Below are 22,892 nucleotides of genomic sequence, written 5' to 3'. Positions count from 1 at the left end.
CCCGGTTCCGCTTTACTTCGATGCCGAAGGCGCGGTGCGGCTGTCGACGGCGACGACGACGCTCAGGCCGGCGCGCAGCTTGCCCGTCTTCAGCACATCCGCGGGCACGTCTATGCGAACCGGAACGCGTTGCACCACCTTGGTGAAATTGCCGGTGGCATTTTCCGGCGGCAGCAGCGAGAACACTGCTCCCGAAGCCGGGGCCAGCGACGACACGGTACCCTCGATGTCCTGACCGTCGATCGCGTCGACCGACACTCTGACCTTTTCACCAGGCACCAGCCGGGCAAGCTGGGTCTCCTTGAAGTTGGCAACGATGTAGAGCTTGTCCATTGGCACGATGACGGCGAGCTTCTGTCCGGGGCTGATCAGGTCGCCCTGCTCGACCGAGCGGTTGCCGACCACGCCGTCATAGGGTGCGCGCAGCACGGTGAAGGACAGATCCCGCACCGCCTTGTCGTGGGCAAGCTGCAGCGAGCCCAGCGTGCTTGCCGATTCCGCCCGCTGCGCCTGGAGCACGCCGATATTCGCCTGAGCCGCCGCGATCTGCGCGTCGGCGCCGGCTAGTGCGGCATTGGCTTGCTCGACCGCCGTCTGGGCATCGTCCAACTGGGCCTGGGTACCGACGCGGGTCTTGAGCAACTGGGCGGCACGAACCTGAGCTCGCTTCGCATTGTCGGCCGCGGCCTGGTCGGCGGTCTTCTGCGCCTGCGCCTGCTTGAGCGAGGCGCGCGCCGCCTCGGTCTGGGCATCGATGCGGTCGAGCGTCTTGCTCAACGTGGCGATCTGCGCCTCGGCCTGAGCAACGGCTATCTTGTAGTCACCGTCATCGACGATCAGCAGCGGGTCGCCGGCCTTCACCTGCTGGTTCTCGGTCACTTTGACCTGATCGACATAACCCGAGATTTTTGGCGAGATGAACGCGGTGTCGGCCTGGACATAGGCATCGTCAGTCGTGATCATGAAGCGCCCGTCGGTCCAGTAATCATAGCCATACCAGGCGCCGGCGCCCAGCAGGGCCAGGCCGATGATGGGCAACAACATCGAGCGCGTCGAGCGCTTCTTCTTGGCGGGAGCCAGCGGGGTGACGTCGGCGGGCTTGAGAGGGGTTTCCGGCGCTTCGATCGCAGGCTGGACCTTGGCACTGGGGAAGGGGCGGACTTCGGCACTGGTGGGCGCGTTCGAGGACATGATATCTCTCTAAATTAACTGGCGCTGAATTTTGTCAGACTGAACCGTTCGGTTCGATCTCGACGTTGACTTAGCGCTTAAAGAGGACCATATCAAGAGCAATCGAACCGGATGGTTCGAATTATTTTACGAGGTGTGACATTATGGCCGAAGCCCCCAAGGCCGCTCCTTTGCCTGATTCAGGCCCATTGCCCAGCGCTGGCAAGGACCAGTGCGATCTGCTGGACAGCCTGCCGCGCGGCCGCCCGGCCGCGGGTCAAGACCCGGTCAAGCGCAGCCAGATCATCGACGGTGCGCGCCGTGTCTTCATCGAAAAGGGCTTCGAAGCCGCGTCGATGAACGACATTACGCGCGAGGCCGGCGTGTCCAAGGGCACCATCTATGTCTACTTCGCCAACAAGGAAGAGCTCTTCGAAGCGCTGATCGAGGAAGAGCGCGGCACGATTTTCAAGAACATGTATGAGGTGCTCGACCAGATCGGCGACCTTCGCCAGACGTTGGTGAAGTTCGGCATCGTGCTGTCCATGAAGATCACTTCCGCGAGGGTCATCCTGGCGCAGCGGACGGTGATCGGCGCGTCGGAACGCATCCCGGAGCTTGGTGCCCGGTTCTACGAACGCGGCCCGAAGCGTGGCCATGACAGGGTCGTCGTTTTCCTCAACATGGCTGTCGAACGCGGCCTGCTGAAGATCGACGACGTCGAGCTTGCCGCCTATCAGTTCACCGAGCTGTGTCTGGCCGGTCTTTTCCGCCAGTGCATTTTCGCCTATCGCACCAAGGCGCCAAGTGTGGCCGAGATCGAACACATCGTCAGGTCGGGCGTCGATGTGTTCCTGAAGGCCTACGGCACCGAACAGCTTGCAGAGCAGGAACGGGCCTCCAGCCCCGCCTGACAGGCTGCCAGGGTCGGTGGCCTATCCGCCATTGGCGGCGAGCACGATCGCCGCACGCAATTCCTCGAGGCCCTCGCTCTTTTCCGACGACGTGGCGAGCACGAAGGGGAAGGCCGCCGGGCGTTTCTTGATCTTCTGGAGCGTTTCCTCGACCAGTCGCGGTACCCCCGCCGCCTTGATCTTGTCGGTCTTGGTCAGCACGATCTGATACGACACCGCCGCCTTGTCGAGCAGCGACAGCACCTCGTCGTCCTTGGCCTTGATGCCATGGCGGGCATCGATCAGCACGTAGACGCGCTTCAGCGTCACCCGGCCCTTGAGATAGTCGAACACGAGCTTCGTCCACTCGTCGACCTTTTCCTTCGGCGCCGTGGCGTAGCCATAGCCCGGCATGTCGACCAGCGCCATCGGCGGCAGGTCGGCGCCCTCTCCCGAAAATCCGCCCGGCACGAAATAGTTGAGCTCTTGCGTGCGGCCCGGTGTGTTGGAGGTGCGCGCCAGCCCCTTCTGGTTGACCAGCGCGTTGATCAGCGACGATTTGCCGACATTGGAGCGGCCGGCAAAGGCGATCTCGGGCGGTCCCTCCGGCGGCAGGAATTTCATCGCCGGCACGCCGCGGATGAAGATCCAGGCTCGCGTGAACAATTCGATGCCGATCGTGGTCTTGTTCAACGCGTTCAAACCGCCGCCTCCAGAAGAAAAATGTTGCTGCCACGAATAGCATCGAGATTGCGGCTGATCTTTTCCACTGGCCAGTGCCACCACGCCAGCGCCAGCAGCCGCCGGATGGTCCTGTCATCGAAGCGCATCTTCACCACTTCGGCCGGATTGCCGGCGACGATCGCATAGGCCGGCACATCGTGCGTCACCACCGACTTTGCCGCGACGATGGCGCCGTCGCCGATCTTCACGCCCGGCAGCATAACCGCTTCCATGCCGATCCAGACGTCGTTGCCGACGATTGTGTCGCCACGCACCTCCTTCGACCATGTCGCCGGGTCGAAACCTTCCTCCCAGCCGTGACCAAAGATGTTGAACGGATAGGTCGAAAAGCCGGACATGGCGTGATTGGCGCCGTTCATGATGAAGCGCGCGCCTTCGGCAATGGCGCAGAACTTGCCGATGATCAGCCTGTCGCCGATGAACGGATAATGATGCAGCACGCATTTTTCGGCGAATTTGTCGGGTCCGTCAGGGTCGTCATAATAGGTGAAGTCGCCGATCTCGATATTCGGCGCCGTCACCAGCGGCTTCAGAAAGCCGACGCGCGTGTGCAACGGGATCGGATGCTTGATCGATGGATTGGGTCCGGTCATATCGAGCTCCGTCGGGCAACTGCCAGCCAGGTCAAAATAGCGCGATCCGTCCGGCAGTACCAATCGCTTAATCCAGGCGGGCAGCCTGTGCAAAAAGCCCCGGACGAACCGGGGCTTTCTGGTTTCGCACTATCGGAGCGCCGGCTATTCCGCCGGCGACGGTTTCTTGCGGAACAGCGCGACCAGATTGTCCCACAATTCGATCTTGGCGCCCTGCCGCTTCATGATCACGCCCTGCTGCAGGATCGACAGCGTGTTGTTCCAGGCCCAGTAGATGACGAGGCCGGCCGGAAAACCCGCCATCATGAAGGTGAAGATCACGGGCATCCACGTGAAGATCGCCGCCTGCGTCGGGTCCGGCGGCGTCGGGTTCATGCGCATCTGCAGGAACATCGTCACGCCCATGATCAGCGGCCAGACGCCGATCATCAGCATGTGCGGCAAGGTAACGGGGATCAGCCCGAACAGGTTGAAAATCGATGTCGGGTCCGGCGCCGCCAGATCCTGGATCCAGCCGAAGAACGGCGCGTGCCGCATCTCGATGGTGATGTAGAGCACCTTGTAGAGCGAGAAGAACACCGGGATCTGCAATGCCACCGGCCAGCAGCCGGCGAGCGGATTGATCTTCTCGGTCTTGTAGAGCTCCATCATCGCCTGCTGCTGCTTCATCTTGTCGTCCGCGTATTTCTCGCGGATCTCGAGCATCTTGGGCTGCACCTTCTTCATGTTCGCCATCGACGCATAGGACTTGTTGGCGAGCGGGAAGAACAGCGCCTTGACGATGACGGTGGTGGCGAGGATCGCCAGACCGAAATTGCCGAAGAATTTGTAGAGCGTGTCGATCAGCCAGAACATCGGCTTGGTGATGAAATAGAACCAGCCCCAGTCGATCAGAAGGTCGAACTGGCGGATATGACGGTCCTTTTCATAGGCGTTGATCGTCGAAACTTCCTTGGCGCCGGCGAATATCTCCGATTCCACGGTCGTCGATTGCCCGGGAGCGATCGTGACCGGATCGGACAGGAAATCGGACTGGTAGCTGTGCGGATGGGGCCCGCTCTTGAACTCGAAATAAGAGAATTTGGGCTGAAATTCGCGGCCGCTCGGCGGCACCAGGGTCACCGCCCAGTATTTATCGGTGATGCCGAGCCAGCCGTCGGTCGACTTGCCTGGCTTGAATTCTCTCTCCGACTCGACCTTGGAGTATTTGTACTCTTGCAGGCCTTCGCTGCCGGTAACACCGATCAGGCCCTCGTGCAGCACATAAGTGCTGGCGATAGCCGGCTTGTCGAAACGGGTGACGCGGCCATAGTTCGACAACGTCGCGGGTGCCGAGCCCCCATTCTGGACCGTGTCGGACACGGTGAACATATATTGGCTGTCGACAGAGAAGGTGCGCTTGAAGGTCAGGCCCTTGTCATTGGTGAAGGTCAGCGTGACCGGCGTCGCTGGCGTCAGAGTCGCATTGCCGTCGGTCTGCCAGACCGTGTCAGGGCCGGGCAGCCTGCCCACATCCGGCGTGCCGGAAAAGCCGATCTCGGCGAAATAGCCGTTCGGCAGGGACGCCGGGTTGAGCAACGCGATCTCGGGCGAAGTCTTGTCGACCGTCTCCGTGTAGTGCTTGAGCCGGAGGTCGTCGAGGCGCGCACCGATGAGGTTGATCGAGCCTTCGAGGCTCGGCGTGTCGATCTTGACGCGGCTGGTCGAGGCAATCGCCTGGTCGCGGCCGGCCGCGGTGACGGCTTCGCCGCCAGGCGCGTTCGGAATGGCGCCCGGCTGCACCGGTGTTTCGCTGGCGCCCGGGCTGGTGCCTTGGGCGGCCTTCTTCTGCTCCGCCACGCGCTGCTCTTCGATGCGGGCGGCTTCGCGCTGCATCTCGCTGCGCGGCATCACATAGAAATATTGCCAAAGCGCCAGGATCAGCACCGACAGTGCGATGGTGATGAAGAAGTTGCGGTTGTTTTCCATCGAAGCCCTTGGCCTATCGTGTTCCACGCAATCTGCGGGAGAGTTCGGCCTTCAACTGGCCGAACGGAGTGGTAAGCACGTCTTCGCGCCCGACGATGACATAATCATTGCCGGGCGCCATGTCATCGGCGGCATGCGTGCGCACGGCCTCTCTGAGCCGCCGCCGGATGCGGTTGCGAACGACGGCGTTGCCGACCTTCCTGGTGACGGTGTAGCCGACGCGCGGCGCCTCGCTGTCGCCGCGGCCCAGGACCTCGACGAGGAAAAGCCGCCCGCGGCGCTTTTCGCCGCGGCGGACAGCCAGGAATTCCGCGCGCTTCAGAAGCCGCTTGGGATGGGCACCCGTTGGCTTGCCGGTTGCGGGCAACGATCTTGTCTCTCGCTTGGTGCTCAGGCGCTGAGACGCTTGCGGCCGCGGTTGCGGCGGGCTGCGACGACGCCGCGGCCACCTTTGGTGGCCATGCGGGCCCGGAAACCGTGCCTGCGTTTGCGGACGAGTTTGGACGGCTGGTAAGTACGCTTCATTTGTTTAAATACCGCGGGGTGCGGCCCTTCTTGATTCTGTCACTTTGTAACAGGAGCTTTGCCGGGCCGGTTTTGGCGCGATCGAAACCGCGCCGGGACGAATGGCCCGAGCGTGAGCGGGCTTATAGAAAGAAGGGTTTTGGAAGTCAATCCAGCGTGTCGGGCCGGCGTTGTCGGACCGGCAGGTAAGTCCTTGCGGCCCTTTGTCCGGCTTCGACCAAGGATGAATTTGGCAAAAAAGCCGCAATCGCCTAATCTTGCCCGATCAAGCGATCGTGAAGACGAGCAGTCCCTAAGACAAGCAGCCGTGATGACAGGCAGCCGTGACGACGAGCATGAGTGAAGTCCCAGCAACCGACGAAAGCATCGCCCAGGCGAAGGCCGCCACCCGCAGGGTGCCGCTGGCGCGCGGCCTGTCGACCAAGCTGCTGCTGCTCACCATCGTCTTCGTGCTCTTGGCCGAAATCCTCATCTTCGTGCCCTGGATCGCCAGCTACAGGCTGAGCTGGCTGAAGGAGAGGCTGAGCACCGCCGCCGCGGTTTCCATCGTCCTGGTGCAGGGCGAACCTGCCTCGCTGTCGCGTGCCGCCCAGAACGACGTACTGATGGCGATCGGCGCCAAGGCGATCGCCGTGCGCGACGGCGGCGTCTCGCGGCTGCTGGTCGTGGCCGAAATGCCGCCGCAGGTCGACGAGCATATCGATATCGCCAATGTCGGCATGATCGAGGGTATGACCGGCGCGCTGGACACGCTGTTTTTCGGCGGCAAGCGGATGCTGCGCGTTTTCGGGCCGGTCGGCGACAGCGACAAAGAATTCGAGCTGATCATGCCCGACCACCGCCTGCGCAATGCCATGCTGATCTATTCGCGCAACGTCGCCTTCGTCTCGCTGCTGATCTCGCTGTTCACCGCCATGCTGGTCTACGCCGCGATAGACCTGATCATGATCGGCCCGATCAGGACGATGACACGCTCGATGCTGTCCTTTTCCGAGGCGCCCGACGACCCCGGTCGCATCATTCACCCCGCCGCCCGGGCCGACGAGATCGGCGTCGCCGAACGCGAGCTGTCGCAGATGCAGGAGCGGCTGCAGAAGATGCTGACCGAGCAGAAGCACCTGGCCGATCTCGGCCTGGCCGTGTCGAAGATCAACCACGATATGCGCAACATCCTCGCCTCGGCGCAGCTCATGTCGGACCGCCTGCGCCAGGTCAAGGACCCGACCGTGCAGGCCTTCGCGCCAAAACTGCTGCGCGCGCTCGACCGTGCGGTGTCCTACTCGGAGGGCGTGCTGGCCTATGGCCGCACCCAGGAGCCGCCGCCGTCGCGCCGCAGACTGCGGCTGCGCCAGCTGGTCGAAGACGTCCAGGGCCTGCTCGACATCGAATGCGGCATCGAATTCGTCAACGCCGTCGACCCGGTGCTCGAGGTCGATGCCGATTCCGACCAGCTGTTCCGCGTGCTCACCAATCTTAGCCGCAACGCCGTGCAGGCGATGGCGGCGGACACCGAGAGCGCCGTGGTGCGCCGCCTGACCATATCGGCCGAGCGCATCGGCAGCGTCAGCCGCATCGTCGTCACCGACACCGGCCCCGGCCTGCCGCCTAAGGCGCGCGAAAACCTGTTCGCGGCATTTCGCGGCTCGGCCCGCAGCGGCGGCACCGGCCTTGGCCTGGCGATCGCCCATGAATTGATCCGCGCCCATGGCGGCACGGTGGAGCTGGTCGAATCGATCGGCGGTCGCACTACATTCGCGGTCACCATTCCCGACCAGCCGGTCCGGCTCGACCAGGCCCGCAACGGGCTGCGCCGCCCGGCGTAACGAACCGTTTCGTTACGGATCGTTTCAATCACAAAGGGTGGCTCGGTCGCCGTGCAACGGCTCGTTTCGTTACGGACCGTTCCGATTGGCAAATGACCGGTCCAAGACGACGACCTATCGGCTCGGCCGCTGCGTGAAGTGATCTTGCCTTCGCCGGCCGGCGCATGACGGCAAAACATGACGGCAAAACTTTTGGCCAGGATCGGCTTGCTTTTCGCAAATTCAGTCGCTAGGGAACAGCTCACATTCGCGGCCGGTCGCCAGGATCGGATCGCGGCGCTATGCAAAGCATGGCCTGTTGCGCGCCCGTAGCTCAGCTGGATAGAGCACCAGACTACGAATCTGGGGGTCAGGAGTTCGAATCTCTTCGGGCGCGCCATTAAACTCAATGTACGGCCCGGGGACATAGGTAACAGAATCTGCCGCCACTGGCCGGAAGGTTGCCTTGAGTGAGCGCCGTCCTTGCAAAGAGCGGATGGTCCGCTGATGCTACTCAGTCGGCCTGCTTAATCTCCGGGGCCGGTTCAGTCGGCGGGCCTGGCGTGCAATCCTGGCCGGTGCATTCCTGCACCGGATCTTTCGCCGGCGGCAGACAATTTTGGCCTTCACAATGAACGGGCGGCTGCGCTGTTGCGGCTTTATTGTTCTGCGGCACAGGCCGATCCTCAGCGCGAACGGCCGGTATTCCAAGGTCGATCACGGCCGTGCACAAGAGCGCAATCCGAAGCAAGTTCATTTCGCCTCCGCAACTGACAGCGAGACGCAGATTATATCTTCGAACTGCGGCCAACACCCTGTCACCCGCGAACGGCGTTAACAGTGCGTTTCATTGCCGGTCGGAAGGGCGTACCGATTGAGATCGAGCGTCGTCCTCTTCCTCGCAAAATAGCGCCAGAAACGGAGCTTTCGGCCAGAGGTGACTGAAGCCAACCTTCCGATTTTTCTGTACACCTGTTCGAAGGGTTCGAGGTGCGTTAGGGCCTCGCATATTCGAGGTTTTCAGTTCTTTCACGGGGGAACGTACATGACGGCATTCAACAGCGTCCGCTTCCGGGTCAAGCCGGGTAGTGAAGACGAATTCGTTGAACTGTTCGGCAGCGCTCCGCGCAACTTCGAGGGATTGCGAAAAATGGCTCTCATCAAATCGGGAGACGGCGCCTTCTTCTCGATTGGAGAGTGTGACACGTTCCAGCACATGGTCGATGCCAGGCCCAAAATGCTAGGCAATCCTGATCGGTTCCGGCATACGTTGCAGCAGCTTTAGGGCGGATATACGGATGCTGTTTCCGGCGAGGCTGTCTTCGAAACGGACGGCAGGAGCAGCGGCAGGTCGGTATAGCTTCGCACTTCGAAAAGCTTATGCCGTGCGCCACTTCCCGGCTCTATCACCTAAACCGCACATTCCCCCTGGAAAGCTCTGCCACCGACCTGCATCCCATCAGCCGCATGTCGCGTTCGATCTCGGTTCGCATCAGGCCGAGTGCCCGTTCGACGCCGGCCTGTCCGGCGGCTGCCAGCGGGAAGAGATAGTAGCGCCCGACGCCGACGGCCTTGGCGCCCAACGACAGGGCTTTCAGCACATGCGTGCCGCGCTGGACGCCGCTGTCGATGATGACGTCTATCTTGTCGCCCACCGCGTCAACGATCTCCGACAGCTGGTCGAAGGGGCTGCGCGAGCCGTCCAGCTGCCTGCCGCCATGATTTGACAGAACGATACCGGTGCAGCCGATGTCGACGGCTTTTCTGGCATCGGCGACGCTCATGATCCCCTTCAGGCAGAACTGGCCGTTCCAGAAGCGGACCATGTCTTCGACGTCCTTCCAATCCAGCGATGGATCGAGGATCTCCGTGAAATAGCGGCTGATGGAAAGCGCTCCGCCACCGAGATCGATATGGTCGTCCAACTGCGGCAGGCTGAACTTTTCGTGTGTCAAATAGTCGATAGCCCATCTCGGCTTGATCGCGAACTGCATCATGCCGCCGGGCGTAAGCCGAAAGGGGATGGAAAAGCCGGTCCGCAGGTCACGCTCGCGGTTTCCGCCGGTGACGCTGTCGACCGTCAGCATCATCACCTCGACGCCGGACGCCTTGGCGCGCTCCATCATGGCGCGGTTCAGGCCGCGATCCCTGTGGAAATAGAACTGATAGACCTGCGGCGTCCTGTGCTTGCGGACTTCCTCCAGGCTGACCGTGCCGAGCGACGAGACGCCGAACATCGTGCCGAACTTCTCCGCCGCCGCGGCGACGGCGCGCTCGCCGCTATGGTGAAACAGTCGCTGGAGAGCCGTCGGCGAACAATAGACCGGCATCGCCAGCTTCTGGCCCATGACGGTGACCGACATGTCGACCTGTCCGACGCCGGCAAGGACGTTGGGGACGAGATCGCAGTCCTCGAACGCCGCCGTGTTGCGCCGCAGCGTCGTCTCGTCGTCCGCGCCGCCATCGATATAATTGAAGATCGGACCTGGCAGGCGCTGTTTTGCCAGCCGGCGGAAGTCCTGAAAATTGTAGCAGCTTTGCAATCTCATGAAATCAATCGGGTATATGCCGGGCCCGATGTCAAGCCTGTGCCATTGTCGATCGCCGGCGCTCTCGCCTCAGCCCGCCAGAGCGCCAACCGACTCCCGCTCCACCAGCGGGCATTCGAGCTTGGTGATGGGATAGCGGCCACGACCGGGAGCAGCGGGGACTTCGAGCTGCTCGATCGCCCATTGTCCCATCGCCATATGCGGCAGGATCGACGTCGTCAGCGGCGGGAACAGATGCCGCGCGATCTCCTCGTCGTCATAACCGATCACCGAAATATCCCGGGGGATGTGCAGCCCGGCCTCCTTTAGCGCCTCGTAGCAGCCGATCGCGGTGCGGTCGTTCTGGCAGAAGATGGCGGTCGGCCGGTCCTTCAGCGCCAAGAGCTTGACGGTCGCGGCATAGCCGGCGCTCGCCGACCAGTCGCCTTCGACGACCAGCGCCGGGTCGAACGGAATGTCGGCCGTCGCCAGCGCCCGGCGGTAGCCCTTCAGCCTGTCCTGCGCCGCTTGCATCCAGGGCTCGCCGGTGATGGTGGCGATGCGCCGGTGGCCATGGCCGATCAAGTGGCGGGTGGAGCTCTGGCCGCCGGCGATCTCGCTCGGCACCACGGCGGGGAAGGCATAGTCGGCGGTGTAGCAGTTGAGCAGGATGACCGGAATGTCGAGGCCGTAGAGATAGTCCGGCGCGACGATCTCGCGGGTGAAAATGGTCATGTAGATCAGCGCCGAAATGCCCCGCTTGGTCAGAGCCGCGATGGCACGGGGCTCCATCACCTCGTCGCCCATGGTCTGCGCCACCAAAAGCACATTGCCGGCGTTCCACGAGGCTTGCCGCGCCCCTTCAATGGCGACGACCGCCTCCGGGCTGGTCGCCAACTGGTCGACGGCGAAGCCGATCACGCCATCCAGCCCGTCGAATGCGGCAACCGGGGCTCGCAAGGCAGAAAACACGGGCGGCGAATAGCCCAGCGTTCGCGCCGTCTCGATCACCCGCTCTCGGGTTTGCTGCGACAGCCTGATGCCCGGCGTGTTGTTGAGCACGAACGAAACCGTCGCCTGCGAACAGCCTGCCGCCCTGGCGATGTCGGTCATGGTAACGCGGCCCTTGGGTTTTTTCCCGGACAGCTTGCGCCGCCTGGTACCCTCAAGGACGGGATCACGCAGTGGTTCGTTCATGTCATTGGTCCCGCGAATCTCGCATTTATAGGGCGAAGCGATACTAATAGATATAATCGACTCTCTTAGGCGATTTAGTCCCCGATCCAAAACGGTTGCGACTGGGGAGGCCTCACTTGTTTGTGGGCGAGAATCCCGACCAAACTAATACTCTTTACTAATATCTGGCATCCCTATAACGTCAATCCATCATGCCCGGACGACGTCGGACCGCGCATGTTCGGAACGCAAGTCAGCCTGGTATCGGACGGTTCCCGTCAGTCGAAGCTTGCCTGCCGCTCCGGGAAATGTCAGACAAATCGGACTATTTACGAACGGCGAATGAGTCTCTAAAGTCGACGATAGCGGCTGGAATGGCGTCGTTCTTCGCTGCCGGAAACCCTTGAGGAGGAGGGCGTCCAAGCCGCGCCGGCACGTTCATCATCAGCGAAAATTACTGAGTCAAATGGGAGGTTGAATATGAAATCTGCGATACGAAATGCGTCCGTCGCCGCTGCGGCCCTGCTGCTCGGCCTTTCCGCCAGCGCAATTGCGCGGGCCGACGACAAGCCGACTCTGGCCTTCGTCGTCAACGGCGCTTCCGATTTCTGGAAGGCGGCCGAAGCCGGCGTCAAGAAGGCTCAAGGCGAACTGCCCAAATACAATCTGGAGCTCAAATATCCGGAGCAGTCCTCGGTCGCCATCCAGCAGCGCCTGATGGACGATCTGGTGACGGCCGGCGTGAAGGCGATCATGGTCTCGGCCGTCGATCCCAAGACGTCGACCGACGGGCTGAACAAGATCGCCTCGGAAACGGCGTTGTTCACCACCGACAGCGACGCACCACAGACCAAGCGTGTCGCCTATATCGGCTCTTCCAATGTCGATGCCGGCAAGCAGGCGGCAGAGATCGCCAAGAAGGCAATGCCTGACGGCGGCAAGTGCCTCGGCTTCGTCGGCCTGCTCGGCGCCGACAATGCCAAGGAACGTATCCAGGGCATGAAGGAAGGTCTCGCGGGCACCAAGATCGAATTGGTCGACGTGCGTGGCGACGACATCGATCAGGCTCGCGCCAAGAAGAACGTCGAGGACGCGCTGGTCGCCAGCCCTGACGTCACCTGCATGGTCGGCTTCTATTCCTACAACACGCCGCGCATCTATGAAGCGCTGCGCGATGCCGGCAAGCTCGGCCAGATCACCGTCGTCGGCTTCGACGACGATCCGATCACGCTGGGCGGCGTCAAGGAAGGCACCGTCGCCGCCACCGTCGTGCAGCAGCCCTTCGAATGGGCATATCAGGGCATGAAGCTGATGGCTGCCTATCTCGAGGGCGATAAGTCGGGCATTCCCGCCGATGGCCTGATCATCATCCCGACCAAGATCATCGGCAAGGACGATGTCGACGCCTACGCCGCCAGCCTCAAGGCGATGTCTGGAAACTGAGCAAATTAGGTTGCGCCGGCTCAAGGTTCGTCTTGAGCCGGCGTTCTATTGACGGGCCTCGCGAGGCCCGTCAGTCTGAGACCAAACGGCTCACCGGCTGCTGTCAGGCGTGATGAATTATTCCGACCCATCCATCGTTGCATCCACGGCCGCTCCGTTCCTGAGCCTCGACGGTGTGCGCAAGACCTATCCCGGTGTCGTCGCGCTGGACGGATTCTCGATGGACGTAAGGCCCGGCGAGGTCATCGGCCTGGTCGGCGAAAACGGCGCCGGCAAATCGACGCTGATGAAGATCCTCGGGGGCGTGACCAGGCCGGACACCGGCACCATCACCGTCGATGGCGCCGCCCATGACGGGCTGACTGTCGAGGCGAGCATCGGCTCGGGCATCGCCTTCGTCCACCAGGAACTCAACCTGTTCGAAAACCTCGACGTGGCCGCCAATATCTTCTTTGGCCGCGAACCGCTGCGCGCCGGGCCGCTCAAGCTCGTCGACCGCGCCAGGCTGCGAGCGCAGGCGGCGCCGCTGCTCAAACGCGTGGGCGCCAATTTCTCGGCCGATACGCCGGTGTCGGCGCTGTCGCTGGCCCAGCAGCAAATGGTCGAGATCGCCAAGGCGCTGTCGATCGAGGCAAGGCTGGTTATCCTCGACGAACCGACCTCGAGCCTGCCGATCGCCGAAACCGACAAGCTGCTCGGCGTCATCAAGGCGCTGAAGGCAGACGGCATCAGTGTCATTTTCATCTCGCACCGCCTTCACGAGGTCGAGCGCGTCGCCGACCGCGTCGTCGTGCTCAGGGACGGAATGCTCGCCGGAACCTTGCCGAAGAGCGCGATCAATCACGACCAGATGGTCAAGCTGATGATCGGCCGCATGCTGAAGGAGCGCGAGAAGGCCGCGGAATCGGCGCGCCCGCCGGGCTCTGTCGCGCTGTCGGTCAAGGCCATTCGCACCGCTGCCTATCCCGACCGGCCCGTCGACCTCGATGTCAGGCATGGCGAGATCCTCGGCCTCGCCGGTCTCGTCGGCTCCGGCCGGACGGAGCTGGCGCGCGTCCTGTTCGGCATCGACAAGAGCTTTGGCGGCTCGTTCCAGCTTGACGGAAAAGATCTGGTTCTTGGTTCGGCCGCGGACGCAGTGGCCAACGGTATTTTCCTCGTCCCCGAGGATCGCAAGCTGACCGGCATCCTGCTCGACCTTTCGATCGCCCAAAACATCTCGCTGCCCAATCTGCCGGCGCATTCGCGGCGCTCGCTGGTCTCGGCCGGCGCCGAGGCCGCCACCGCCGAGAAGCAGAAGACCGATCTCGGCATCAGGGCGCCCTCCGTGCAGACGCGCACCGGCACGCTGTCCGGCGGCAACCAGCAAAAGGTCGTGCTGGCCAAATGGCTGGCGATGAAGCCGAAGGTGATGATTCTCGACGAACCGACCCGCGGTATCGACATCGGCGCCAAGGCCGAGATCTACGGGCTGATGCGGGCGCTGGCCGATGCCGGCGTCGCCGTGCTGATGATCTCCAGCGACATGGAGGAGGTGATCGGCGTTTCCGACCGCATTGCCGTCATGCATGAAGGCCAGATCTCGGGCATTCTCGACAAGGACCGGTTCAGCCAGGAAAACGTGCTGCTGCTGGCGGTCGGCAAGCAGCCGAAGTAGTTCGCAGGCACTGGGAGAAGACGATGAGCAAGAAAGATCTCGGCCTGCTGATCCTGATCCTGGTGGTCGGCGCGGTGGTGGCAATCATCAACCCACGCTTCCTGCTGCCGATCAATCTCGCCAACACCTCGAACCTGATCGGGTTGTTCGGCATCCTGTCGATTGGCCAAGCCTTCGTCATCATCACCGGTGGCATCGAATTGTCGGTCGGCTCGGTGGTTGCGCTGCTCGGCGTGCTGTTCATCGACTTCATCGCCACGCGCGGCATGGCCTGGCCGGTCGCCCTGCCGCTGATCCTGGTGCTCGGCGGCATCATCGGGCTGGCGCATGGCTGGCTGATCACCCGGCTCAAATTGCAGCCTTTCGTGGTGACTTTGTGCGGCCTGTTGATCTATCGCGGCGTGGCGCGCTTCTACACCGCTGACGGCACCGCCGGCTTTGCCTTCGGACAGAACTTCCCGGAACTCGAGTTCCTGACGGCGGGGCGGTCCTGGGGCGTGCCGAACAGCTTCATCGCGCTGATCGTCATCGCCGTCGTCATGTGGGTGGTGCTGCACCGGTCGGTGTTCGGGCGCTATCTCTATGCCATCGGCAAGAACGAGGAAGCGGCAAAATATTCCGGCATCCGCACCGGCCGCATCGTCATGGCCGCCTATGTCATCTGCGGCGTGCTGACGGCGCTGTCAGCTATCTATTTCGCCATGTACACACGCTCGATCTCGCCGGCGAGCCACGGCCAGTTCTACGAGCTCTATGCCATCGCGGCCGCGGTGCTCGGCGGCTTCTCGCTGCGAGGCGGCGAAGGCTCGCTGATCGGCGTCCTGCTCGGCACCGTGCTGCTGCAGGAGCTGCAGAACCTCGTCAACCTGCTCGGCATCCCGTCCTCGCTCAACTTCGCCGTCATGGGCGGGGTGATCCTCATCGGCGTGCTGGTCGACCAGCAATGGGGCGTATTCAGGGCGCGGCGGCGGATGCTGGAAGCCACACGCAAGGGCGTGGCGGGTGCTGCCGCTGAGTGACGCAAAAATAGCTGGATGAAATACGCCGACTGCCATGGCAGGTGGCGTGAGAGAGTCAGCCGGAGCTTCGCGACAGCAGTTCAGGTCGGTCTCTATTTGGAACGAAACCCGTATCTGAGCGTTTATTTAAGCTTTGCTGCGCGGAGGCGTCCCATGCCCACGAATCCAGTTAGTACCGCCAAAGTAGGAACTCACCCCCTCCACCCGATGCTGATACCTTTTCCTGTCGCGTTTCTTGTCGGTGCGTTTGTCACCGACCTGGTTTTCTGGGGGACTGCCGATGCCTTCTGGGCACGGGCATCGATGTGGCTGATCGGGGCAGCCATCGTAATGGCCCTTCTCGCTGCGACAGCCGGTTTTATCGACTTCCTCAACGAGCCGCGCATTCGCGCCTTGTCCGACGCCTGGTACCACATGCTGGGCAACTTGACCGCGGTCGTTGTGGCACTGATCAATTTCTACCTTCGCTATGCGCAAGGCGCCGAAGCCGCGGTCCGCCCATGGGGTGCGCTCTTGTCGTTCATAGTGGTCTGCATACTGCTGTTCACCGGCTGGAAGGGCTGGGAGATGGTGTATCGGCACCACGTTGCAGTTCTGGATACACCAGCGGATGCGCCAGCGAAGCCTTCGACAACCACTGCCACGGATACTCGTCACGCTGGTCGGGACCGGCACGCCGCATGAGGCCATAATCCCGAAAACTGGATACCGATTTCCAAAAAGATATCGGTTAGACAAGTAGCGCCCATACCGAATGCATCGGATGGGCTCTACTTTAGATAAGGCCCGACATGTCGGAGAAGGCCATGGCCTTGCGCAGCACCTCGGCGAAGCGCTCGCCGGCGGCTTCACGAGGGCCGCTATTGTCGATCGAGGTGACACCCGGTCCGGACAGCGCCACATTGGCACTGCGCGCCAGCCGTGCCAGCACTTCGCCGCGCGATTCGCGACCCCGCAATGCCAGCCGCTCGGCCAGGATATCCGGTGTAGCCGTGATCTCGACGACCGCCAGATTGGCGTAGCGCTCCCGCAGCGCCGGGATGATCGCGCGCGAGACATTGGCGATCGCGACACGGCCGTTTGAGACCGACCAGTCGACTTCGGCCGGGATGCCATAGCGCAGGCCATGCGCCTCCCAGGAAATCGCGAAGGCGCCATCCGCTTCGGCCTCGACGAAGGCAACGTCGGCGAGCGTGTCGTGATCCTCGGTGGCCGCATCGCTCGGCCGGGTGATCACCCGGCGCACGAACTCCAGCCGGCTCTCGTCGGCAAACACGGCGCGCGCATAGCCGATCACCGTGTCCTTGCCGGCACCGCTCGGCCCGACGACGGCGACGAAGACACCGTCGCGGATCGGAAATCTCGCGGCGGACAATTCACGCTCGACCGATGCCGACACCATCATGCGACCCGGCGTCCCTGCCGCCAGACCGTGCGGACGACCGGGACATGGTCGTCGACGCGCACGCGAACCAGATCGGCGCGCCGGCCGGGCTCGATGACACCGCGATCGGTGAGGCCGACCGCCTCGGCCGGGTTCTTCGAGACCATCGCCACCGCCTGTGGCAAGGAAATGCCCTCGACCACGTCGCCGAGGAAGAAGGCTGACTGGATCAGACTGAAGGGAATGTAGTCCGACGACAGGATATCGAGCAGGCCATCGCCGGCCAGCGTGCGGGCCGAGACATTGCCCGAATGCGACGCGCCGCGCATGACGTTCGGCGCGCCCATCAATACGCCGAGCCCTGCCTTTTTCGAAGCCCGTGCTGCCTCCTCGGTGGTCGGGAACTCGGCGACGCGCACACCTTGCTCGATCGCTTCGTCGACATGGCCGACGGTTGCGTCGTCATGGCTGGCGAGCACGATGCCGCGCTCTTGGCAGGCAGCGGCGATGAAGCTGCGGTTCGGGCTCGAATTCCTCGCCGATTCCGCCATCCGCTTTTCGCAGAATTTCTGGAAATCGCGATCGGTCAGCTTCAGCTTGCGCTGGTAATAATAGGCATAGGTTTCGAGATCGACGAATTGGCGCTGTCCCGGCGCATGGTCCATCAGCGACGCCAGCCTGACCCGCTCGTCGCCTTCGAAATTGGCGAAGGCTGTGAGGCAGTCCGGCGCCGAAACCTCGCAGCGCAAATGGATGAAATGGTCGGCCCTGAGCCGGTCCTGCTGCACGCTGTCCTCGATCGCGTCGGCCAGTTTGCGTATGTCGGCGGCCGTCAGGTCGGCGTCCTCGTCCATGCCGACGCGCAAGGCGTCGAGCACGGTGGTGATGCCGGCCGTCGCCACCTGCGCGTCATGCGCGAGAACCGCGGCGATCGGGTTCCAGCGCACTTTCGGCCGCGGCGCGTAATGGCCTTCCAGATGGTCGGTGTGGAGCTCGACCAGGCCAGGGATGATGAAGTCGCCGCCCATGTCCTCGCCGCTGCGGCCGGGTCCGGCATCGATGGCGGCGATCATGCCGTCGCGCAGCACGATCGACCCTTCGACGATCTGGTCGGCGAGCACGATCCGGGCGTTGTCAAGAACAGTCTCGGCGGTCATTTCAAGCAGTCCTTGCAGGATTTTGCAGCCAACTGGAACCAATTGGCGTCGTACAAATGCGGTTAGAACAAATAGTCATTTAGGCAGTTCTTCTGATCAGGCAGTTCTTCTGGCCGGGCGGCGCCCGAGCGCGTGATGGGACAGCACCATGAACGGCGCACCCGGTTCAGTTTCCACAAACAGCGTCAGCGCGTCCACCGCCACCGGCCGTTGCAGCACGTCCGTAAACAGGCTGTCGATTGCTAGGCGAAGACGAGGGCTTTCCTGTGACGACACCCGGCCGGACAGCGTCATATGGAAGCGAAACGTCTCGAAGACATAGGGATAGCCCCACTGGCAGAGATTGCGGAACTCGTCGGGCTTCAGCGAATCGGGGCTGCGCCGTTCGATCTCGGTTTCCGTCAACGGCGCGCGGAAGCGGTCGAAGTCGCGCACCACGTCGTCGGCGAAGCGGTTGAGCGCCGGCAGCGGTATTTCCGGCAACAGCGCGAAGAAGCCGTCGATCTGGCTGACGACGAGGCGCGGGATCGTAACGACCGGCGTCGCCTCGGCAAAATCGTCGAGTGCTGCACGAAGCGAGGTTTCCGTCTCGTTGGAGGCCAGTCTGAAGGGCGCCTTCAGTGTCGCATGAAAGCCATAGCGGCGCGCCGAGGCGGTATGGAAGGCAACTTCTGCCGCCGACAACTCGCCCGCAGCCTCGACCGGCTTTGTGGCGGCACCGAATGGGTCGCGGCCGAGCCAGTCGGCAGCGATCCGTGCCAGCGGTTCGTCCTGTCGGGGGGTGAAATAGATCGCGTAGCGCATCGAAAGTCCTCGTCAGCCCCGCTGCCATAGGTGATTTCCATGACGAATTGACGAAGCTTTGTGGCGTTTTCGGTAACAAAACCACACAGCCGGGTCGTTAGCCGACGATTTTTCGCTTGGACCAGCGGTTGGGGCGAAGGGGAAGTGGTTAGGCCTTCATCAGCCATTCGTGCTCGGGCGCGTTGTGGAATTTCCACGTCCGCTTCGGTCCGGCCATGACGTTGAGATAATAGAGATCATAGCCGTGGCAGGCGGCGCAGGGGTGATAACCCTTGGGGACCAGCACGACGTCGCCGTCCTCGATCGCCATCGCCTCGTCGAGCGAACGAGCACCGTTCTGGTCGGCATCGGTGTAGACGCGCTGGAAAGCAAAGCCCTGTGGCGGGTTGAGACGGTGGTAATAGGTCTCCTCGAGATAGGATTCAGCCGGCAGATTGTCCTGGTCGTGCTTGTGCGGCGGATAGCTCGATGTGTGGCCGCCGGGTGTGATGACCTCGACCACCAGCAAGGAATCGGCCGGCTTGCCTTCCGGCAGGATGTTGGTGACGTAGCGCGTGTTGGTGCCTTTGCCGCGAACCTCCTGGCCGAGATCGTCGGGCGCGATGACACGGACCGGCAGACCGCCGCCCAGTCCTGGCGCCGAACAGATGGCAAGTTCGAGATCGGTATCGGCGCTCACCGACCACTCCGACCCCTGCGGCACATAGACCGACCAAGGCTTGCCTTCGAACGGCGACATGCGTTCGCCCAGCAAGCCGAGATCCTTGCCGCCGGCCTTGGCCTTGCCCTTGCCGGTGACGAACACCAGGCAGACCTCACGATCCGCGGTTTGCCCGGAAGCGCTCTCGCCGGGCCTGAGCCGATGCAGATCGAAGCCGACATAGGTCCAGCCGGCGTTTTGCGGCGTCACATGAGCGATGTGGCCGTGGCCCTTATTGGCTTTGACGAGCAGCTTAGACATGGTCATTCCTTCGGTTTGGCGTCTGCCGATGGCTCGTCCTCGTCAGCCGGCTTGTAGAGGTAGAAAAACTGCCAGACGGCATAGCCGGCGAAGCCGAGCGCGATCACGCCCCAGAACGGCGTGCCGGTGGCGAATTCGATTACCGACCAGACCAGGCAGACCGCGACAACGGCGACGCGCCGCCACAGCGGCCGGAAAAACGGGTGCTCGGAGTCTTTCATCGGATCAACACCTTTCCTCGCGAACTCTCAAGCATTGGGAAAGCCCTGTGTCTCCACCGTATAGCCGGCCGCCGTCATCACCCGCATCAATTCCTTGTAGCCGACCTGCGCCATCTTGAGCGGCGGGTTCTTCTTCGGATCCTGCTCGGCCTCGACCACGAACCAGCCTTCATAGCCATGGTCGGCGAGCCTCTGGACGATGGCGCCAAAGTCCAGGGAGCCATCTCCCGGCACGGTGAAGGCACCAAGCGCCACCGCATCGAGAAAGGATTGCCTGCTACGATCCAGCTTGTTGATCACCTCCATGCGTACGTCTTTCACATGCACGTGGTTGATGCGCCGGTGGTGGTTATCAATAGCGCGCAGCACATCGCCGCCGGCAAAGGCCAGGTGACCCGCGTCGAGCAGCAATGGAATGCCTTCTCCCGAATAGCGCATGAAGGCATCTAGCTCTGGCTCGGTCTCAACTACTGCCGCCATATGATGATGGTAGGAGAGCGGCATGCCTTGCTCTGCACACCATTCGCCGAACTGCGTGAGCCGCCGGGCGTAGGCTTTCATTTCCTCGTCCGAAAGCCTGGGCTTGCTGGCGAGCGGCTTCGAGCGGTCGCCCTGGATGGAGCGGCCGACTTCACCATAGACGATGCATGGTGCGTTCACCGCCTTGAACAGGTCGATCATCGGCTGGATACGATCCTTGTTCTTCGCCATGTCTTCGTCGACCAGCGTCCCCGAGAACCAGCCGCCGCAAAGCGTCACGTCGGCCTCTTTCAGGATCGGCAGCATGATCTCCGGATCGTTGGGAAAGCGGCGGCCCATTTCCATTCCGGTAAAGCCAGCCGAGCGCGACTGGCGCAGGCACTCCTCCAGCGACACATCATCGCTGAGTTCGGCAAGATCGTCGTTCCACCATGCAATGGGGGACATGCCCAGTTTGGCTTTCAAGTCGTCACTCCAGTTTCAGACATTCGAGGCGCGTTCGCGGATGGCTAAAGAACCCGCCCGCCCAGCGCTTCCTCGTATTTCTTGCGCGCGGCATTCACTTGCGGCCGTGCCGAGACTTCCGGCACTGCGACATCCCACCAGCTTCCACCGGCCTCGGTCGAAACCAGCGGGTCGGTGTCGATGACCAGCACCGTCGTTCGCGTGTTCTTCTTCGCTTGCGCCAGCGCCGTTTCCAGCCCGGCGACCGACGGCACTTTTTCGGCAATCGCACCCATGCTCGCAGCGTGCGCGGCGAAGTCGATCTCGGGCAAGGTTTCGTGACGGGCGTCCTTCAGCAGATTGTTGAAGTTGGCGCCGCCGGTCGCCATCTGCAACCGGTTGATGCAGCCATAGCCGCGGTTGTCGAGCAGCACGATGGTCAGCTTGAGGCCGAGCATCACCGAGGTCGCGATCTCGGAATTGAGCATCAGGTAAGAGCCGTCGCCGATCATCACCACGACCTCTTCGTCCGGCTTGGCCATCTTGACGCCAAGCCCGCCGGCGATTTCATAGCCCATTGTCGAGAAGCCGTATTCTGCGTGGTAGGAGCCGGGGGCACCCGCCTGCCATAGCTTGTGCAATTCGCCGGGCAAGCCGCCGGCGGCATGAAGCAGTACCACGCCGGAGCCCATGGCGCGCTGTACTGCGCCGATCACTTGCGCGTCGGACGGATAGGCGGCATTGGTCGACGCCGTCACCTTGTCGGCATCCGCTTGCCAGTTCTTCTTGCCCGCGATCGCATTGTCGGTCCAGCCTGAAGGGGCTTTCCAGCCTTTCAGCGCCGCAGCGAGTTCGGCGAGCCCTTCCGCCGCATCGGCGACCAGCGGCAGCGCCTGGTGCTTTCCGGCGTCAAAAGGCTGCACGTTGAGCCCGATGATGGTCCTGCCGGCATGCTTGAACAATGCCCAGGAGCCGGTGGTGAAATCCTGCAGTCTGGTGCCGACGGCAAGCACGACGTCGGCCTCTTCGGCCAGCCTGTTGGCCGCCGAAGTGCCGGTAACGCCGACCGCGCCCATGTTCAACGGATGATCGTCCGGGAGCGAGGATTTGCCGCCTTGCGTCTCACAAACTGGAATGCCGGCGCCTTGCACCAGTTTTGCCAGCTCCTCGGACGCCTGCGAATAGAGTACGCCGCCGCCGGCGATGATCAGCGGCTTTTTTGCTGCTTTGAGTACCGCGACTGCGGCCGCCAGTTCGTTGCGGTCCGGGCGCTGCCGTCGCGGCGTCCAGAGTCGCTCGGCAAAGAAACTCTCGGGGTAGTCATAGGCCTCGGCCTGCACGTCCTGGCACAGCGCCAGCGTCACCGGGCCGCATTCGGCGGGATCGGTCAGCACCTGCATGGCGCGGTTGAGCGCCGGCATGATCTGCTCCGGCCGCGTGATGCGGTCGAAATAGCGCGACACCGGGCGGAGGCAGTCATTGACCGTCGCCGTGCCATCGGAAAAATCCTCGGCCTGCTGCAGGACGGGATCGGGAATGCGATTGGCGAAGACGTCGCCAGGCAGAAACAGGACAGGCAACCTGTTTACATGCGCAAGTGCCGCAGCGGTCACCATGTTGAGCGCGCCGGGGCCGATCGAACTGGTCGCGGCCATGAAGCGGCGGCGGAAATTGGCCTTGGCGTAGGCGATCGCCGCATGCGCCATTGCCTGCTCGTTATGGGCACGGAAGGTCGGCAGTTCGTCGCGAACCTGGTAGAGCGCCTCGCCGACGCCGGCGACATTGCCGTGGCCGAAGATCGCCCAGACGCCGCCGAAGATCGGCACTTTCTTGCCGTGCATCTCGGTCATCTGTCGGGCAAGAAAGCGGGTCAGCGCCTGCGCCATCGTCAGGCGGATTGTCTTGGTCATGTCGGTTCCTCCG

At 62.7% G+C, this 22,892-nt stretch carries 22 protein-coding genes and 1 tRNA gene; 8 read left to right on the top strand and 15 right to left on the bottom strand.

Annotated features, from left to right (window positions below; all coding sequences use genetic code 11):
* Positions 1 to 12: 12 nt before the first annotated feature.
* The gene (locus tag NKH90_RS12375) at positions 13 to 1,191 is read right to left on the bottom strand and encodes an HlyD family secretion protein (RefSeq protein WP_352819580.1); all 1,179 of its coding nucleotides are present in this window, start codon (positions 1,189 to 1,191) and stop codon (positions 13 to 15) included.
* Between the two features lie 143 nt (positions 1,192 to 1,334).
* Here NKH90_RS12375 and NKH90_RS12370 point away from each other — a divergent pair, with 143 nt between their 5' ends.
* A complete protein-coding gene (locus NKH90_RS12370) occupies positions 1,335 to 2,084 on the top strand; it encodes a TetR/AcrR family transcriptional regulator (RefSeq protein ID WP_352819579.1) in 750 nt (249 codons plus the stop codon).
* 21 nt (positions 2,085 to 2,105) lie between these two features.
* On the opposite strand, the gene yihA is transcribed toward NKH90_RS12370, so the two are convergent.
* From yihA to rpmH, 5 genes are all read right to left on the bottom strand, one after another.
* On the bottom strand, positions 2,106 to 2,765 hold the full coding sequence (gene yihA / locus NKH90_RS12365; protein WP_352472343.1) for a ribosome biogenesis GTP-binding protein YihA/YsxC: 660 nt from the start codon (positions 2,763 to 2,765) through the stop codon (positions 2,106 to 2,108).
* Entirely contained in the window at positions 2,762 to 3,400 is a 639-nt protein-coding gene (locus tag NKH90_RS12360; RefSeq protein ID WP_352819577.1) for a CatB-related O-acetyltransferase, read from the bottom strand. Before NKH90_RS12360 ends, yihA begins: the two co-directional genes overlap by 4 nt.
* Before the next feature lie 144 nt (positions 3,401 to 3,544).
* Complete coding sequence (gene yidC, locus NKH90_RS12355; RefSeq protein WP_352472342.1) at positions 3,545 to 5,368, bottom strand: membrane protein insertase YidC; 1,824 nt, start codon at positions 5,366 to 5,368, stop codon at positions 3,545 to 3,547.
* Positions 5,369 to 5,381: 13 nt separating this feature from the next.
* The gene (gene rnpA, locus NKH90_RS12350; protein WP_352539960.1) at positions 5,382 to 5,735 is read right to left on the bottom strand and encodes a ribonuclease P protein component; all 354 of its coding nucleotides are present in this window, start codon (positions 5,733 to 5,735) and stop codon (positions 5,382 to 5,384) included.
* Positions 5,736 to 5,758: 23 nt separating this feature from the next.
* Positions 5,759 to 5,893, bottom strand: coding sequence for a 50S ribosomal protein L34 (rpmH, locus tag NKH90_RS12345; RefSeq protein ID WP_008833937.1), 135 nt, complete (start codon positions 5,891 to 5,893; stop codon positions 5,759 to 5,761).
* Positions 5,894 to 6,228: 335 nt separating this feature from the next.
* On the opposite strand from rpmH, the gene NKH90_RS12340 reads away from it, so the two are divergent.
* From NKH90_RS12340 to NKH90_RS12330, 3 genes are all read left to right on the top strand, one after another.
* Positions 6,229 to 7,716 (top strand): ATP-binding protein, encoded by a 1,488-nt coding sequence (locus NKH90_RS12340; RefSeq protein WP_352455990.1) that lies wholly within the window; start codon positions 6,229 to 6,231, stop codon positions 7,714 to 7,716.
* Positions 7,717 to 8,018: 302 nt separating this feature from the next.
* Positions 8,019 to 8,095, top strand: a tRNA-Arg gene (locus tag NKH90_RS12335).
* Between the two features lie 645 nt (positions 8,096 to 8,740).
* Positions 8,741 to 8,980 (top strand): DUF718 domain-containing protein, encoded by a 240-nt coding sequence (locus NKH90_RS12330; RefSeq protein WP_352819575.1) that lies wholly within the window; start codon positions 8,741 to 8,743, stop codon positions 8,978 to 8,980.
* A gap of 121 nt (positions 8,981 to 9,101) precedes the next feature.
* Here the strand turns inward: NKH90_RS12330 and NKH90_RS12325 are convergent, their stop codons facing one another.
* Both NKH90_RS12325 and NKH90_RS12320 read right to left on the bottom strand, forming a co-directional pair.
* On the bottom strand, positions 9,102 to 10,244 hold the full coding sequence (locus NKH90_RS12325; RefSeq protein WP_352819573.1) for an alpha-hydroxy acid oxidase: 1,143 nt from the start codon (positions 10,242 to 10,244) through the stop codon (positions 9,102 to 9,104).
* Positions 10,245 to 10,313: 69 nt separating this feature from the next.
* Positions 10,314 to 11,420, bottom strand: coding sequence for a LacI family DNA-binding transcriptional regulator (locus NKH90_RS12320; protein WP_352819572.1), 1,107 nt, complete (start codon positions 11,418 to 11,420; stop codon positions 10,314 to 10,316).
* Positions 11,421 to 11,879: 459 nt separating this feature from the next.
* Between NKH90_RS12320 and NKH90_RS12315 the strand changes: the two genes are divergently transcribed.
* The 4 genes from NKH90_RS12315 to NKH90_RS12300 all read left to right on the top strand — a co-directional run bounded on the left by NKH90_RS12315 (position 11,880) and on the right by NKH90_RS12300 (position 16,202).
* Positions 11,880 to 12,842 carry a sugar-binding protein gene (locus tag NKH90_RS12315; protein WP_352819570.1) on the top strand — a complete coding sequence of 321 codons (963 nt, stop codon included), beginning with the start codon at positions 11,880 to 11,882 and terminating at the stop codon, positions 12,840 to 12,842.
* Positions 12,843 to 12,954: 112 nt separating this feature from the next.
* Positions 12,955 to 14,499, top strand: coding sequence for a sugar ABC transporter ATP-binding protein (locus NKH90_RS12310; RefSeq protein ID WP_352819569.1), 1,545 nt, complete (start codon positions 12,955 to 12,957; stop codon positions 14,497 to 14,499).
* Positions 14,500 to 14,522: 23 nt separating this feature from the next.
* Positions 14,523 to 15,518: an ABC transporter permease gene (locus NKH90_RS12305; RefSeq protein ID WP_023677502.1), complete on the top strand. Its 996-nt coding sequence runs from the start codon at positions 14,523 to 14,525 to the stop codon at positions 15,516 to 15,518.
* A gap of 153 nt (positions 15,519 to 15,671) precedes the next feature.
* On the top strand, positions 15,672 to 16,202 hold the full coding sequence (locus NKH90_RS12300; protein ID WP_352472336.1) for a DUF2231 domain-containing protein: 531 nt from the start codon (positions 15,672 to 15,674) through the stop codon (positions 16,200 to 16,202).
* A 91-nt stretch (positions 16,203 to 16,293) separates the two neighbouring features.
* On the opposite strand, the gene phnN is transcribed toward NKH90_RS12300, so the two are convergent.
* The 7 genes from phnN to iolD form a co-directional block, all read right to left on the bottom strand.
* Positions 16,294 to 16,923 carry a phosphonate metabolism protein/1,5-bisphosphokinase (PRPP-forming) PhnN gene (phnN, locus tag NKH90_RS12295; RefSeq protein WP_352472335.1) on the bottom strand — a complete coding sequence of 210 codons (630 nt, stop codon included), beginning with the start codon at positions 16,921 to 16,923 and terminating at the stop codon, positions 16,294 to 16,296.
* The gene (locus tag NKH90_RS12290; protein ID WP_352819568.1) at positions 16,920 to 18,059 is read right to left on the bottom strand and encodes an alpha-D-ribose 1-methylphosphonate 5-triphosphate diphosphatase; all 1,140 of its coding nucleotides are present in this window, start codon (positions 18,057 to 18,059) and stop codon (positions 16,920 to 16,922) included. Before NKH90_RS12290 ends, phnN begins: the two co-directional genes overlap by 4 nt.
* A 96-nt stretch (positions 18,060 to 18,155) precedes the next feature.
* Positions 18,156 to 18,863 carry a DUF1045 domain-containing protein gene (locus tag NKH90_RS12285; protein WP_352819567.1) on the bottom strand — a complete coding sequence of 236 codons (708 nt, stop codon included), beginning with the start codon at positions 18,861 to 18,863 and terminating at the stop codon, positions 18,156 to 18,158.
* A gap of 148 nt (positions 18,864 to 19,011) precedes the next feature.
* Positions 19,012 to 19,824: a 5-deoxy-glucuronate isomerase gene (gene iolB / locus NKH90_RS12280; protein ID WP_352819566.1), complete on the bottom strand. Its 813-nt coding sequence runs from the start codon at positions 19,822 to 19,824 to the stop codon at positions 19,012 to 19,014.
* A 2-nt stretch (positions 19,825 to 19,826) separates the two neighbouring features.
* A complete protein-coding gene (locus tag NKH90_RS12275; RefSeq protein ID WP_023677508.1) occupies positions 19,827 to 20,045 on the bottom strand; it encodes a hypothetical protein in 219 nt (72 codons plus the stop codon).
* A gap of 27 nt (positions 20,046 to 20,072) precedes the next feature.
* Positions 20,073 to 20,990 carry a myo-inosose-2 dehydratase gene (gene iolE / locus NKH90_RS12270; protein ID WP_352819565.1) on the bottom strand — a complete coding sequence of 306 codons (918 nt, stop codon included), beginning with the start codon at positions 20,988 to 20,990 and terminating at the stop codon, positions 20,073 to 20,075.
* A 44-nt stretch (positions 20,991 to 21,034) separates the two neighbouring features.
* The gene (gene iolD, locus NKH90_RS12265; protein ID WP_352819563.1) at positions 21,035 to 22,879 is read right to left on the bottom strand and encodes a 3D-(3,5/4)-trihydroxycyclohexane-1,2-dione acylhydrolase (decyclizing); all 1,845 of its coding nucleotides are present in this window, start codon (positions 22,877 to 22,879) and stop codon (positions 21,035 to 21,037) included.
* Positions 22,880 to 22,892: the final 13 nt, after the last annotated feature.

Source organism: Mesorhizobium sp. M0898 (assembly GCF_040319695.1).
GTDB lineage: Bacteria > Pseudomonadota > Alphaproteobacteria > Rhizobiales > Rhizobiaceae > Mesorhizobium.
This window is presented reverse-complemented; position numbering and strand designations above follow the sequence as displayed.